Here is a 12,607-nt window from a genome sequence, read left to right as displayed (position 1 = left end):
GCGGAGGACGGGGTGGATGCGGCAGGCGCGGGCGCGGCCACGACCGCGGCTCCGCCGGCCTCACCGGATGCGGGCGACGCCTCTGTCGCCGGCAGCTGCGGCGTCTCGGCGATGCGCGCGAACAGCGCGGCCTTCAGCTCCGGCCGGGGCGCGACCGGGTCCGCCGCGAGCCCGAGCTCGGCGGCGACCGCCTCGAACTCCTCCGCCTCGCGGTCGTCGCGGGCGCCCAGGGTGCGCCCGAGGCGGTCCCGCTGCGTCTCGCGGTGTTCGTCGGTCATGTGGTCACCCCCAATTCTTCGCGCAGCCGTATCATCGCATCGCGCAGCCGTGTCTTCGCTGTGCCGAGCGGGATCCCGAGCCTGGCCGCGACCTCGCTCTGGCTGAGCCCGCCGTAGTAGGCGAGCGCGACGGCCTCCCGCTGCTGTTCGCTCAGCACGGCCATCGCCTCCTCCACCCGTTCGTGCTCGACCCGCACCTCGACCGTCTCGGCCACCTGGTCGTACGCGGTGGGGAGGTCGCGGACCCCCACCACGGTGTCCCGGTCGTGCGCCGCCTGCGACGCACGGACCCGATCGATGGCGCGGCGGTGGGCCATGGTCATGATCCACGTGACCGCTCGACCCTTATTCGGATCGAACCGCCCGGCGGATTGCCACGCCTCGAGGAAGACCTCCTGCGCGACCTCCTCGGACTGGGCGGCGTCGATCAGGATGCGGCGGATCAGGCCCAGGACGCGCGGGGCCGTGCGGTCGTAGAAGTCCGAGAACGCGCGCTGGTCGCCGGAGGCCGTCGCGACGAGCAGCGCATCGAGGTCGGCTGGCACCGTGTCGGCGGGCACGGCGTCGGCGGGAACGTCGTCCACGTCGTCTCCGCTCGTCGCACGAGCCGGGCATCGGCGATGCCGGGCATGAAAGTGCCGGGCCGCAGAACGCCTCTCGGCGCGAGGCCGCTCGGAGCGGCAAGTTTTGGAGCCCGGGGTTACTGCGGCCCGGCTCCATCAATAGTACAGGAGGCCGCCCGCTCGTCCACGGCGTGGCGTTCGCGACGGGAGAACGGAACCCGGCCCGACGGGGTTGACCCGCGCGCGGAGCCGGTGGAGGACCGGCTCAGTCGAGCGAATCCGCCCGCCACAGCCGGGCGCAGGCGCCCAGCTCCTCCGCGAACCGGGTGAAGCGCAGCGCGCGCGTGGTGAGCTCGCTCCCCCGCTCCGGGTCGAGCGCATCCCGGTCGTCCGCCACCGAGGCTGCCCCGGCCGCGGCGACCCGGCAGAAGGCGGCGGCGCGGTCGAGCGCGACCGCGAAGTCGCCCTCGAACAGTCCGCGCAGGATCCGGTCGGCGAGCTCGGTGATCTCAGCCGGCCCGGTCGGGTTGGGCGCGCCCGCGACGACGGGGTCGATGGAGGAGAGCACCTCGGAGCCGCGCTGGTACAGGTATGCGGTCCCTTCGGCATCCTGTCGGATCAGCAGCCGCAGCAGGTAGATGCGCCAGAGCGCGCCGGGAAGGCTCTTGGCGTTGGACCGCGACCACAGCTCGGCGATGGCGTCGATGCCGTGCTGGTCGGTGTACGCGACGAGCCGGTCCACGATCTCGGCGTCCGGGTTCTCGCGCACCCGGGCGAGCAGCGCCCGCGCGGTCTCGTGCGCGACCCGGCTGATCTGCGCCGGATCCTCCCCACCGAGGAAGCCCTCGAACATCCCGCCGGGGAACAGCGTCGGCTTGTGGAAACGGTCAGCGCGGTCGGACATCCCCCCATTCTCCCCCACCGGCCCGCGGCGCGGCGGGCTGGCGATCCACGATAGATTGGAGGCGAGGGCCTCTAGCTCAGTCGGTAGAGCATCGGACTTTTAATCCGCGGGTCGTGGGTTCGAGCCCCACGGGGCCCACCTCAATCCCCCTTCACGTTCACGATCTGCCGGAGGACGTGCCGCACCTCCACCAGGTCGGCCGCATCCGCCATCACCCGGTCGATGTCCTTGTACGCCGCCGGGATCTCGTCGAGGAAGGCGGACGTGCGGCGCCACTCGATGCCCTGCATGTCGCGCTCCAGCTCCTCCATCGTGAAGCGCTTACGGGCGGCGGTGCGGGAGTGCGCCCGGCCGGCGCCGTGCGGCGACGAGTTCAGCGACATCGGGTTGCCACGGCCGGTCACGACGTAGCTGCGGGTGCCCATCGAGCCGGGGATCAGGCCGGCGACGCCCTCCGCGGCGTCGATCGCCCCTTTGCGCGAGAGCCACACGTCCTCGCCGAAGTGACGTTCACGCTCCGTGTAGTTGTGGTGGCAGTTGATGCGCTCATGCTCCACGACCTCGCCGCCCGTCCAGTCGGCGAAGCAGGCGATGAGCCGGTCCATCATCTCCTCGCGGTTGAGCAGCGCGAACCGCTGCGCCCAGCGCAGCTCGCGCAGGTACGCGTCGAACTCCGGGGTGCCCTCGGTCAGGAAGGCCAGGTCCCGGTCCGGGAGGGGCACGCGTGAGCGGCGCGCGGCCTCCTGGGCCACCTGGATGTGGCGCTGCGCGATCCTGTTGCCGACGCCGCGCGAACCCGAGTGCAGGAACAGCCAAACGCGGTCCTCCTCGTCGAGCGAGACCTCGATGAAATGATTTCCCGAGCCCAGCGAGCCGAGCTGCAGCTCCCAGTTCGCGGCGTACGACCGCGCGTCCTCCGCCAGGCGCCGCAGCTCGTCGACGCGCACGCGGGCGGGGGCCGCCACACGAGCGTTGTAGTGCCCCGGCGACAGCGGAACGGCCCGCTCGACGGCCTCACGCAGCGGTCGCCGGTCGCGTGGCAGGTCGTCCGCCCGGTACTGCGTGCGCACGGCGATCATCCCGCAGCCGATGTCGACGCCCACGGCAGCGGGGATGATCGCGCCGACGGTCGGGATGACGCTGCCGACCGTGGCGCCGTTGCCCAGGTGCGCGTCGGGCATCAGCGCGAGATGCGGCCGCACGAACGGCAGCGACGCCGTCGTGCGCGCCTGCGCGAGCGTCTGGTCGTCGAGGAGGGACGCCCAGCTGTACAGCCGCCCGCCGAGCTTGTGCATGGCCACGCGAGGGACTGTAGCCCTCACGCCACCCCCGTCACCCGCCCGCGCTCGATCAGGTACCCCACTCCCACCGCACCCGCCACGCACAGCATCAGCGGCACCAGCAGCGCCGGCCCCTGGTTCGTGAACTCCAGCACCAGCACCAGCGCCGTCAGCGGCGCCCGCATCGTGACGGCGAGGAAGGCCGCCGCACCCATCAGGGCGAAACCCGCGAGCGGCGCCCCCGGCCAGAGCAGCAGCCACGGCGCTCCGGCCGCCAGTCCCAGCCCGGCCCCGATCGCGAGCGACGGCGTCAGTGTGCCGCCCGCCGCGCCCGCGCCGATCGTCCCGACGGTGGCGACCGCCTTCAGCAGCGTGATCGCCAGGATGAGCAGCACCGGCAGGGAGGCGCCCAGCGCGAGCTGCCCGAGTGCACGCCCGTTGCCCAGGACGGCCGGGAACCACAGCGCGACGACGCCGATCGCGACGAAGACCACCGGCATCACGATCAGGATGCCCCACCGCTTCGGCCGGTGCCGTTGGGCGAACGATGCCGCGCGCACGAATCCCACGGCCGCCAGCCCGATCACCGGCCCTGCCAGGATCGACCAGACCACGATGGTCGGCGTCAGCGGCACCTGCTCCACGACGTACAGCGGGTTCGCCGGCACGACCGCCCGCGCGACCAGCGCCGCGATTCCGGAGGTCGCCAGCGCGGGGACCACGGTGGCGAAGCTGACCTCGGCGAGCAGGATCTCCACCGCGAACACCGCCCCGCCGAGCGGGACGTCGTAGACGGCCGCGAGTCCGGCGCCCGCCCCGCACGCGACGAGGATGCGCCGTTCGCGCGCCGAGACGCCCGCCCGCTCCGACAGCCAGCCCGCCCAGAGCGCCGCGACCTCGCGCGGGGCGACCTCGCGGCCGATGGAGGCGCCCAGGCCGACGATCACGATCTGCAGGCCGGCATTCAGCAGCGTCACCACGCCGGGCATCCGCCTTCCGCCCACCGACGCCTCGACCGAGACGACCGCGTGTCGCGGGTCTCGCCTCCCCCAGCCGCGCAGCAGCCACCACCCGACGCCGCCGAGCACACCGGCGACCGCGAGGGCGACGACCCGGTTCACCGGGGGCGCCTCCAGCAGGCCCTCCAGGAAGGTGCCCTCCGAGTAGCCGAAGGCCAGGTGCTGGATGGCGTGCAGCAGCAGCGCGACGAGCGCTCCGCCGATCCCGGCGCCCACGCCGACCAGCAGCGTGACGACGACCAGGCGCAGCAGCCAGCGCGGGGTCATGGCGCGTCTCCGCCTCCCTCCGCGGCTCACGGCGCCGACCGGCCTACCAGCCGGCCGGCCGCCCGTCGGCTACTCGCCGGGGACGAGCGCCCCGACGGTCAGCAGCTTCACCGACTCCGACTGGCACGCCGTGAAGTCGGCGTCCTGCACGAAGAGCGACTCGGTCGATCCCGGCGGGTACACGCGGAAGCCGTCGGCCTGCTTGGGCCGGCACTGCGCCTCGTCGTAGTTCATGGCCTGCACGATCTGCAGCGGCGCCTGGGCCGTCCCGCCCGGCTGGAGGGTGACGGTCGGGTGCGGCTTGCTCCGGTCGAACTCCGCGGCGGCGCCGAGTTGCGTGCCGTTGCCGTCGCCGACGAAGGACACGCCCGGCCAGCCCTGCAGGTCGCACGCCTCGCTGCCGTTGTTCGTCAGCACGAGCGTGACCCCGGTGCTGCCTGCGGCGCCTCCGGTGCCCTCGCCGATGCTCCCGGCCAGGTCGCTCGTCGCGCACTGTCCCTCGACCGGCTCGGCGGTGCTCGTGCCGGTGGGGCGGGGCGTCGAGGTTCCCGTGCTCGTCTGCGTCGGCGAGGCGACCGGCGAGGAGGTGGGGCCCGCGTTCGACTGGCAGGAAGCGAGCGCGAGGACGGCGGTGACGGCGACGGCGGCGGCCACCGCGACGGAGGAGATCCGGGTGCGGGTCATGCTCCCCATCCCAGCAGGTCGCCCGCGCGATGCGCGCGCACCACACCGACGGCTGGCAGGATGGGGGCCATGAGCACCGCGACACGTTGGATTTCACGGAACTGGGCGGTCGTCGTCCCCGTCATCGGCGTGATCGTCCTGGCGATCTTCTGGACCGTCGAGCTGCAACCGGTCGCGGTCGCCGTCATCGCGATCGTCCTGGCGGGCACCGTGCTGGCGGCGGTGCAGCACGCGGAGGTCGTGGCCCACCGGGTCGGCGAACCGTTCGGCTCCCTGGTGCTCGCGGTCGCCGTGACGGTCATCGAGGTGGCGCTCATCGTCACGCTGATGTCCACCGGCAAGGACTCGGAGACGCTCGCCCGCGACACGGTCTTCTCGGCGGTGATGATCACCATGAACGGCATCGTCGGGCTCTGCCTGCTGCTCAGCGCCTCGCGCCGCGAGATGACCGCGTTCAACGCGCGCGGCAGCAGCACCGCACTCGCGACGGTGACCGCGCTGGCGACGCTCACCCTGGTGCTGCCGAGCTTCACCGAGACGCCGGGGCCGCAGTTCTCGCCCAGTCAGCTGGTGTTCGCCGCCGTCGCTTCGCTGGCGCTGTACGGGATGTTCGTGTTCACGCAGACCTTCGCCCACCGCGACTTCTTCCTGCCCGTCACACCCAAGGGCAAGCCGCTCGAGGAGGACGAGCACGCGGAGGCACCCTCCACCCGCACCGCGCTCATCAGCCTGGGGCTGCTCCTGGTCGCGCTGGTCGCGGTCGTCGGGCTCGCGAAGCTGGAGTCGACGCCGATCGAGCGCGCGGTGGTCGGCATCGGCCTGCCGCAGTCGTTCGTCGGCGTGATCATCGCGCTGCTCGTGCTGCTGCCCGAGGGCATCGCGGCGGCCAAGGCGGCCTCCCGCAACCGGATGCAGACGAGCCTCAACCTCGCCCTCGGCTCGGCCATGGCCTCCATCGGCCTGACCATCCCCGCCATCGCCATCGCGTCGATCTGGCTGCCCGGCGCGCTGCATCTCGGGCTCGGCGCGAGTCAGATCGTGCTGTTCGCGCTGACGGTCGCCGTCAGCATCCTGACCATCATGCCGGGTCGGGCGGTGCGGATGCAGGGCGGCATCCACCTGGTGCTGTTCGCGGCCTTCCTGTTCCTGTCGATCGTGCCGTAGCGGCGCCGGCGCCCCAGCGCCCTCAGCTCGCGACGGCCGCGTCGAACAGCTGCTCGGCCGCGAGGCGGGCCGCGTCAGGCGTCCCTCCCCGGAGCGCGGCGCTGGCGGACGCCCCGTCGAACAGCAGTGTGAGCTGCTCCGCGAGCACCTCGGGAGACCGCGCCCCGGCAGCCTCCGCCTGACGACGGAAATAGGCGGTCAGCTCACCCTTGAAGTGCTGGGCCACGCGGGCGGCCGGATGCTCGCGGTCGCGCAGCTCGGTGGCGACGTTGACGAACGGGCAGCCGAAGAAGTCGGCCGCCTCGGCCGCGCGATGGAGCGCGTCGAACACGTGCAGCACCCGCTCGCGCGGGGTGCCCGAGTCCTCCGACGCGAAGTACGCGGCGACCACCTGTGGGCCGCAGGTGCTGAGCATCTCGGCGACGATCGCGTCCTTGCCGTCGAAGTGCTGGTAGATCGAGCGCTTCGAGACGGCGGCCTCCTGAGCCAGCCGGTCGACCCCGACGGAGTTGACGCCCTCGCGGACGAAGAGCCGGGCCGCCGCATCAAGCACGCGCTCGCGCGGCTTGGGACGGGAGGCTGCCGCTGTGGTCATGGGGCAAGTCTAGGGGCGCGCTTGCGAAAAGTAAACCGATCTGTGTACTCTGCCTGGTACACAGATCGGTTTACTTTTGGAGGACATCATGACCGAGCTCACCGGACGCGTCGCACTCGTCACCGGCGCCAACCGCGGCCTCGGGGCCGCCTTCGTCGCCGCGCTGCTGGAGCGCGGCGCGTCGAAGGTCTACGCCGCCGCCCGCCGCCCCGAGACGGTCGACACGAGCGATCCGCGCGTGGTGCCCCTCGCCCTCGACGTCACCGACGAGCAGAGCATCCGTCGCGCCGCGGAGACCGCCTCCGACGTCACCGTGCTCGTCAACAACGCGGGCATCGCGGTGAACCAGTCGCTCGTCTCGGGCGACCTCGACGTCGCCCGCCAGGAGTTCGACACGAACTTCTGGGGCCCGGTCCTCGTGACCCGCGCCTTCGCCCCGGTGATCGAGCAGAACGGCGGCGGGGCCGTCGTGAACATGCACTCGGCACTGAGCTGGCTCGCGGTCGGCTCGTACAGCGCGGGCAAGGCGGCGCTGTGGTCGGCGAGCAACTCCGCCCGGGTGGAGCTCGCGCCCGCGGGCATCCAGGTCGTCGGCGTGCACGTGGGCTGGGTCGACACCGAGATGGCCGCGCACGTCGAGGACGAGAAGGTCCCCCCGGCGGTCGTCGTCGCCGAGGCGCTCGACACCGTCGAGGCGGGAGGCGCGGAGGCGGTCGTCGGCGACACCGCGCGGAACGTCAAGTCCGTCCTGCACGAGGACGTCCGCGCGCTCTACCCCCAGCTGGCCAGGTAGGCGCTTCCGGCGAAGCCCTCGGCGCGGATGCCCCACGAGGTCGTCCACGACCCGCCGGGGGCCAGCCAGCGCAGCCCCTCGCCCGAGTTGAGCGCGTTGGCGGGGGCGGTCATCGGCTCGATCGCGACGGCCGGCTCCCCCGGCGCCCTGGTGGCGAACGCCCGGTGGGTGAACAGCTGGACGTAGGCGAAGTCGTCGTCGCTCCACAGCACCACCCGGCGGCCGTCGTCGGCGGCGAGCACGTGCTGGATGGGCGAGGGGAGGTCGCCGTAGCCGTCGTTCAGCTCCAGCTCGCTGACCCGCCGGCCCGCGGAGAGGTCGAGCGCCGACCCGGCCTCGACCGGCGACGACCCGGTGATGTTCAGCCGGTCGTCTGCCTCGAAGTGGCGCCCGGCGGCGACCGTCAGGGTCAGCTCCTCCGCGGGCACATCACCGATCCGGAGGTAGGGATGGGCGCCGATCGCGACCGGCGCCGGCCGGTCCCCGACGTTCTCGATCGTGTGGGTGACGGTGAGCCCCTCGGTGTCGAGCTCGTGGGTGACCCTCGTCTCCAGCTGGAACGGGTACCCGAGCTCCGGGTAGATCGGCGCACGCTGGGTGACCGAGGAGTCGGTCCGCTCGACCAGCTCGTACGGCCGGTAACGCAGGAGGCCGTGGATGGCGTTGCCGGCGGCCGGCTCGGTGAGCGCGAGCCGCTGCTCCCGGCCGTCGAGCTCCCAGACGCCGTCCTTGACGCGGTTCGGCCACGGCACGAGCACGATCTGGGCGCCGGAGGGCGGCGGCGCGTCGGCCGGATACGGTTCGACCAGGTCGACCCCGGCGACCCGGAGGGTGCGGATGGATGCGGCGACCTGGGTGACCGTCGCGGTCAGGTCGCCGAACTCGAGCTCGTACTGTTCGCCGGTGGCTGCGCGCATGACCACAGCCTAGGGCGCGGCCACCGTGACCGACAGTCCGGCGGCCCGCAGCGCCTCCACCTCGTCGGCGGGAGCCGATTCGCCCGTCAGCAGGCCGGCGACCTCGTCGATCCCCGCGATGCGGCCGAGATGCGTGCGACCGAGTTTGGAGCCGTCGGCCACGACGATCGCCCGGGATGCAGAGGCCACCATGACGCGCTTGAGGTCGGCCTCGGGGAGGTTCACGTTGGTGATCCCCCCGGCCGCGTGCACCCCCGTGCAGCCGATGAAGGCGAGGTCCGCGTGCATGCGCTGCAGCAGTATGGCCGCGAGCGGCTCGACCAGCGAATGCTGCAGCGGGCGCAGCGTGCCGCCGGTCACGACGACCTGGAACCGCGGGATGGCGCGCTCCAGTTCCAGCGCGATGGTGAGGCCGTTCGTGATCACGGTGACGTCCTCCACGTCCTCCCGGTCGGCGAGGGCACGCGCGATGGCGGCGGTCGTGGTCCCGACATCGAGCAGAACGCTGCTCCCGGAGGTCACCATCGCGGCCGCCTCCGCGCCGATCCGGCGCTTCTCGTCCGCGGACGCCTCCAGCGCCTCCTCGAAGCTCGGCTCGCGCATCCCCGCGCCGCGGAGCACCGCCCCGCCGTGCACGCGGCGGATGCTCTCGGCCGCGTCGAGGGCGTCGAGGTCGCCGCGGATGGTCACGTCCGACACCTGGAACGCCTCGGCGAGTTCGCCGACCCGCACGAAGCCCGCGCGGCCGATGAGCGCGAGCATCCGCTCGCGACGGACGGCGACGGGCAGCGGATCGGCCATGAGGCCATGCTGAACGGGTTGCGTTTGCTTGTCAATACGAAAGCTGCCGGTTACATTTGCTTTCGGAAACGAAAGGCTGCCATGGCTTCCATCATCAAGCGCCCGTACCGCCTCTCCGACGGCCGCGACCTGATCTACTACGACGACGCCGACACGACCCTCGACCCCGAGCGCGCGCCCGACCTCCGCGAGCCCGCGACGCGTCCGGCGACGGCGACCATGCGGCAGGACCCGCTCACCGGCGAGTGGATCTCGATCGCGGCCGCCCGGCAGAACCGCGTGATGCTGCCCCCGGCCGAGCTCGACCCGCTCGCCCCGGCCACGCCCGCCAACCCGTCCGAGATCCCCAGCCTGTACGACGTGGCGGTCTTCGAGAACAAGTCGCCCTCGTTCGGGCCGCTGCTCGAGGACGAGAACCAGCCGGAGGGTCTCGACGACCTGGCGAGCGTCGGCATCGGCCGCACCCGCACCTCCGTCGGCCGCTGCGAGGTCGTCTGCTTCAGCCCCGAGACGACCGGCTCCTTCGGCAGCCTGACGCCGTCGCGCGCGCGCACGGTGATCGAGGCGTGGGCGGACCGCACCGCCGCGCTCTCCGCGCTGCCGGCCGTGCGCCAGGTGTTCCCCTTCGAGAACCGTGGTCAGGCGATCGGCGTCACGCTGCACCACCCGCACGGCCAGATCTACGCGTACCCGTACATCACGCCGCGCACGAACGCGCTCATCCGCTCGCTCGACGCCTACGGCCCCACGCTGTTCGCCGACATCCTCGAACGCGAGCGCGCGTCCGAGCGCGTGGTGCTCTCCGGCCGGCACTGGACCGCGTTCGTGCCGTTCGCCGCCCGCTGGCCGATCGAGATCCACCTCCTGCCGCACCGGCACGTCGCCGACTTCGCCGAGACGTCGGCGGAGGAGCGGGATGAGCTCGCCACCCTGTACCTGCGGGTGCTGCGGGGCGTCGACGCGCTCTACGACACCCCGACGCCGTACATCGCCGCCTGGCACCAGGCGCCGGTCGGCGTCCGGCGCGACGAGATCCGCCTCATGCTGCAGCTGACCTCCCCCCGCCGCGGCGCGGATAAGCTGAAGTACCTCGCCGGCTCCGAGGCGGCGATGGGCGCCTGGATCGGCGACATCCCGCCCGAGACGGCGGCGGCCGCGATCCGCGAGGCCATCGACCGCGCCGACCGCGAGTCGCCGGTCGGCGAGCTGCCCGTGCAGGTGACCGACCTGCTGACGGTGCTGCCGGAGACGGCGGGCGCCGACTCCACCGGCGCCGACTCCACCGGCACCGACTCCACGAACCCCCGAAAGGCCGACTGATGACCGATCTGCGCTCCGGCGTCCGCGACGACTTCGCCGAGGTGTTCGGCCGCGAGCCCGACGGCGTCTGGTCCGCCCCCGGCCGCGTGAACCTCATCGGCGAGCACACCGACTACAACCTCGGCTTCGTGCTCCCCTTCGCCATCAACCGCCGCACGGTCGCGGCCCTCGGACTGCGCGAGGACCGCCGCGTGCGCGTCGGCAGCACCTTCGCCGACGAGCTGGTCGAGCTCGACCTCGACGACCTCGGTCCCGACGTGCTCGGCGGCTGGTCGGCGTACCCGCTCGGCGTCGCGTGGGCGCTCGGGCAGTTCGGGGCCGACCTGGAGGCCGTGCCCGGCTTCGACCTGCTCATCGACTCGAACGTGCCGGTCGGGGCGGGCCTGTCGTCCTCCGCGGCGATCGAGAGCGCCGTCGCCCTCGCGCTGAACGACGTCTGGCGGCTCGGCTTCGACCGCCGGACCCTCGCCGCGGTCGGCCAGCGCGCCGAGAACGTCGCGGTCGGCGCGCCGACCGGGATCATGGACCAGTCCGCGTCCCTGCTCGGCGAGGCCGACGCCGCGGTGTTCCTCGACTGCCGCTCGCTCGACGCGCAGGTCGTGCCGCTGGGGCTGGAGCAGGCCGGCCTCGAGATCGTCATCATCGACACCGGCGTCACGCACGCCCACGCGACCGGCGGGTACGCCGACCGCCGCGCCTCCTGCGAGGCCGGGGCGAACACCCTCGGCGTCGAGTCCCTGCGCGACGTGTCGGTGGCCGACCTCGACCGCGCCCGCGAGCTCCTCGACGACGTGACCTTCCGGCGCGTGCGCCACGTCGTCACCGAGGACCAGCGCGTCCTCGACACGGTCCGCACGCTGCGCGAGCAGGGCCCGGCGGCGATCGGCGAGCTGCTCGACGCCTCCCACGTCTCCATGCGCGACGACTTCGAGATCTCGGTCCCCGAGCTCGACCTCGCCGTCGAGGTCGCGCAGGCGAACGGCGCGATCGGCGCCCGGATGACCGGGGGCGGCTTCGGCGGCTCCGCCATCGCGCTCGTCCCGGCCGACGCGGTCAGCCGCGTGCAGGTCGCGATCGACGGCGCGTTCGCGGAGCACTCGTTCGGCCAGCCGGACGTCTTCACCGTGCGCGCGTCGCAGGGGGCCCAGCGGGAGAGCTGAGCGGCTGTTCACCTCCCGGACACCGGGGCGTTCCACAATGGCCGGGATGACGGATCCCGAGATCACCTGGCTCGACGCGAACACGGCGCAGCTGCGCCAGCCCAAGGCGTCGCACTGGGAGGCGCCGTTCCTGTTCCTCCTGTTCGGCCGCGAGCGATCGCTGCTGCTCGACACCGGGGCCACCGCCGACGAGGCGCGGTTCCCGCTGGCCGCGACGGTGACCCGGCTGACCGACCAGTGGCTGCGCCGCAACCCGGCGGTGTTCACACGCCCCTACCCGCTGATCGTCGCGCACACGCACGCCCACGGCGACCACATCGCGGGCGATGCGCTGCTGCGGCCGCGGCCGGGCGCGACCGTCGTCGGCACGACGCCGGCGCAGGTGATCGCGTTCTTCGGCTTCCGGCAGTGGCCGGACGAGGTCGTGACGCTCGACCTCGGACAGCGCCCGATCGACGTGATCGGCGGCCCCGGCCACGAGCCGTCCGCCGTCGTGTTCTTCGACCGCGCGACCGGCATCCTGTTCACCGGAGACACGGTCCTGCCCGGCCACCTCTATGTGCGCGATCTCGCGCAGTACCGCGCCACGATCGAGCGGCTGATCCGGTTCCGGGAGGCGCCCACGGCGCCGGTGCGCGAGCTCCGCGGGGCGCACATCGAGATGTCGGGCGTCCCCGCCGTCGCGTACCCGCCGGGGACGCTGGACCAGCCGGACGAGCCCGGCCTGCCGCTCTCGCCGCGCATCCTGGACCGCATCCTGCCGGCGCTCGACGACCTCCCGGCCTCTCCCGACGGCCGCGTCGCCCGCAAGCGCTTCATCGTCGTCCACGACCCCCGCTGACTCGCCTCCCCTCCCCCTCCT

13 protein-coding genes, 1 tRNA gene and 1 pseudogene are annotated in these 12,607 nt (G+C 72.9%); 6 read left to right on the top strand and 9 right to left on the bottom strand.

Annotation, left to right across the window (positions count from 1 at the left end):
- From ACR9ZG_RS14590 to ACR9ZG_RS14580, 3 genes and pseudogenes are all read right to left on the bottom strand, one after another.
- Window positions 1-278, bottom strand: a pseudogene (locus ACR9ZG_RS14590) (anti-sigma factor); the annotation flags it as partial.
- Window positions 275-862 (bottom strand): ECF RNA polymerase sigma factor SigK, encoded by a 588-nt coding sequence (gene sigK / locus ACR9ZG_RS14585; protein ID WP_481285570.1) that lies wholly within the window; start codon window positions 860-862, stop codon window positions 275-277. The gene sigK and the pseudogene ACR9ZG_RS14590, both read right to left, overlap by 4 nt.
- A 244-nt stretch (window positions 863-1,106) precedes the next feature.
- Window positions 1,107-1,745 (bottom strand): DNA-directed RNA polymerase subunit beta, encoded by a 639-nt coding sequence (locus tag ACR9ZG_RS14580; protein WP_481285569.1) that lies wholly within the window; start codon window positions 1,743-1,745, stop codon window positions 1,107-1,109.
- 65 nt (window positions 1,746-1,810) lie between these two features.
- On the opposite strand from ACR9ZG_RS14580, the gene ACR9ZG_RS14575 reads away from it, so the two are divergent.
- A tRNA-Lys gene (locus tag ACR9ZG_RS14575) sits at window positions 1,811-1,883 on the top strand.
- A 2-nt stretch (window positions 1,884-1,885) separates the two neighbouring features.
- Here ACR9ZG_RS14575 and ACR9ZG_RS14570 read toward each other — a convergent pair.
- From ACR9ZG_RS14570 to ACR9ZG_RS14560, 3 genes are all read right to left on the bottom strand, one after another.
- Window positions 1,886-3,040 carry an RtcB family protein gene (locus ACR9ZG_RS14570; protein ID WP_481285571.1) on the bottom strand — a complete coding sequence of 385 codons (1,155 nt, stop codon included), beginning with the start codon at window positions 3,038-3,040 and terminating at the stop codon, window positions 1,886-1,888.
- A gap of 23 nt (window positions 3,041-3,063) precedes the next feature.
- Window positions 3,064-4,311, bottom strand: a complete 1,248-nt coding sequence (locus ACR9ZG_RS14565) for a chloride channel protein (RefSeq protein WP_481285568.1) — start codon at window positions 4,309-4,311, stop codon at window positions 3,064-3,066.
- Window positions 4,312-4,380: 69 nt separating this feature from the next.
- Window positions 4,381-4,995, bottom strand: coding sequence for a DUF4232 domain-containing protein (locus ACR9ZG_RS14560; protein ID WP_481285567.1), 615 nt, complete (start codon window positions 4,993-4,995; stop codon window positions 4,381-4,383).
- A 69-nt stretch (window positions 4,996-5,064) separates the two neighbouring features.
- On the opposite strand from ACR9ZG_RS14560, the gene ACR9ZG_RS14555 reads away from it, so the two are divergent.
- Entirely contained in the window at window positions 5,065-6,159 is a 1,095-nt protein-coding gene (locus ACR9ZG_RS14555) for a calcium:cation antiporter (RefSeq protein ID WP_481285566.1), read from the top strand.
- A gap of 22 nt (window positions 6,160-6,181) precedes the next feature.
- Here the strand turns inward: ACR9ZG_RS14555 and ACR9ZG_RS14550 are convergent, their stop codons facing one another.
- Window positions 6,182-6,754 carry a TetR/AcrR family transcriptional regulator gene (locus ACR9ZG_RS14550; protein ID WP_481285565.1) on the bottom strand — a complete coding sequence of 191 codons (573 nt, stop codon included), beginning with the start codon at window positions 6,752-6,754 and terminating at the stop codon, window positions 6,182-6,184.
- Between the two features lie 88 nt (window positions 6,755-6,842).
- Between ACR9ZG_RS14550 and ACR9ZG_RS14545 the strand changes: the two genes are divergently transcribed.
- Window positions 6,843-7,547 carry an SDR family oxidoreductase gene (locus ACR9ZG_RS14545; protein WP_481285564.1) on the top strand — a complete coding sequence of 235 codons (705 nt, stop codon included), beginning with the start codon at window positions 6,843-6,845 and terminating at the stop codon, window positions 7,545-7,547.
- On the opposite strand, the gene ACR9ZG_RS14540 is transcribed toward ACR9ZG_RS14545, so the two are convergent.
- Both ACR9ZG_RS14540 and ACR9ZG_RS14535 read right to left on the bottom strand, forming a co-directional pair.
- Window positions 7,526-8,464, bottom strand: a complete 939-nt coding sequence (locus tag ACR9ZG_RS14540) for an aldose 1-epimerase family protein (RefSeq protein ID WP_481285563.1) — start codon at window positions 8,462-8,464, stop codon at window positions 7,526-7,528. The genes ACR9ZG_RS14545 and ACR9ZG_RS14540 overlap by 22 nt on opposite strands.
- A 9-nt stretch (window positions 8,465-8,473) precedes the next feature.
- Complete coding sequence (locus ACR9ZG_RS14535; RefSeq protein ID WP_481285562.1) at window positions 8,474-9,265, bottom strand: DeoR/GlpR family DNA-binding transcription regulator; 792 nt, start codon at window positions 9,263-9,265, stop codon at window positions 8,474-8,476.
- Window positions 9,266-9,346: 81 nt separating this feature from the next.
- Between ACR9ZG_RS14535 and galT the strand changes: the two genes are divergently transcribed.
- From galT to ACR9ZG_RS14520, 3 genes are read left to right on the top strand one after another with little or no spacing between them, the layout of a single operon-like run.
- Window positions 9,347-10,585 (top strand): galactose-1-phosphate uridylyltransferase, encoded by a 1,239-nt coding sequence (gene galT, locus ACR9ZG_RS14530; RefSeq protein ID WP_481285561.1) that lies wholly within the window; start codon window positions 9,347-9,349, stop codon window positions 10,583-10,585.
- Window positions 10,585-11,745 carry a galactokinase gene (galK, locus tag ACR9ZG_RS14525; RefSeq protein WP_481285560.1) on the top strand — a complete coding sequence of 387 codons (1,161 nt, stop codon included), beginning with the start codon at window positions 10,585-10,587 and terminating at the stop codon, window positions 11,743-11,745. The genes galT and galK overlap by 1 nt, the downstream gene beginning before the upstream one ends.
- 46 nt (window positions 11,746-11,791) lie before the next feature.
- The gene (locus tag ACR9ZG_RS14520) at window positions 11,792-12,586 is read left to right on the top strand and encodes an MBL fold metallo-hydrolase (protein WP_481285559.1); all 795 of its coding nucleotides are present in this window, start codon (window positions 11,792-11,794) and stop codon (window positions 12,584-12,586) included.
- Window positions 12,587-12,607 lie beyond the last annotated feature (21 nt).

Source organism: Leifsonia sp. KNZ12-8B (assembly GCF_056755495.1).
This window is presented reverse-complemented; position numbering and strand designations above follow the sequence as displayed.

What these genes read in the sequence shown, in the direction of transcription:
- ACR9ZG_RS14580 (WP_481285569.1), bottom strand. Translation starts at nt 1,745, where the DNA reads ATGTCCGACCGCGCTGACCGTTTCCACAAGCCGACGCTGTTCCCCGGC.
- ACR9ZG_RS14570 (WP_481285571.1), bottom strand. Translation starts at nt 3,040, where the DNA reads ATGCACAAGCTCGGCGGGCGGCTGTACAGCTGGGCGTCCCTCCTCGAC.
- ACR9ZG_RS14565 (WP_481285568.1), bottom strand. Translation starts at nt 4,311, where the DNA reads ATGACCCCGCGCTGGCTGCTGCGCCTGGTCGTCGTCACGCTGCTGGTC.
- ACR9ZG_RS14560 (WP_481285567.1), bottom strand. Translation starts at nt 4,995, where the DNA reads ATGACCCGCACCCGGATCTCCTCCGTCGCGGTGGCCGCCGCCGTCGCC.
- ACR9ZG_RS14555 (WP_481285566.1), top strand. Translation starts at nt 5,065, where the DNA reads ATGAGCACCGCGACACGTTGGATTTCACGGAACTGGGCGGTCGTCGTC.
- ACR9ZG_RS14550 (WP_481285565.1), bottom strand. Translation starts at nt 6,754, where the DNA reads ATGACCACAGCGGCAGCCTCCCGTCCCAAGCCGCGCGAGCGCGTGCTT.
- ACR9ZG_RS14545 (WP_481285564.1), top strand. Translation starts at nt 6,843, where the DNA reads ATGACCGAGCTCACCGGACGCGTCGCACTCGTCACCGGCGCCAACCGC.
- ACR9ZG_RS14540 (WP_481285563.1), bottom strand. Translation starts at nt 8,464, where the DNA reads ATGCGCGCAGCCACCGGCGAACAGTACGAGCTCGAGTTCGGCGACCTG.
- ACR9ZG_RS14535 (WP_481285562.1), bottom strand. Translation starts at nt 9,265, where the DNA reads ATGGCCGATCCGCTGCCCGTCGCCGTCCGTCGCGAGCGGATGCTCGCG.
- galT (WP_481285561.1), top strand. Translation starts at nt 9,347, where the DNA reads ATGGCTTCCATCATCAAGCGCCCGTACCGCCTCTCCGACGGCCGCGAC.
- galK (WP_481285560.1), top strand. Translation starts at nt 10,585, where the DNA reads ATGACCGATCTGCGCTCCGGCGTCCGCGACGACTTCGCCGAGGTGTTC.
- ACR9ZG_RS14520 (WP_481285559.1), top strand. Translation starts at nt 11,792, where the DNA reads ATGACGGATCCCGAGATCACCTGGCTCGACGCGAACACGGCGCAGCTG.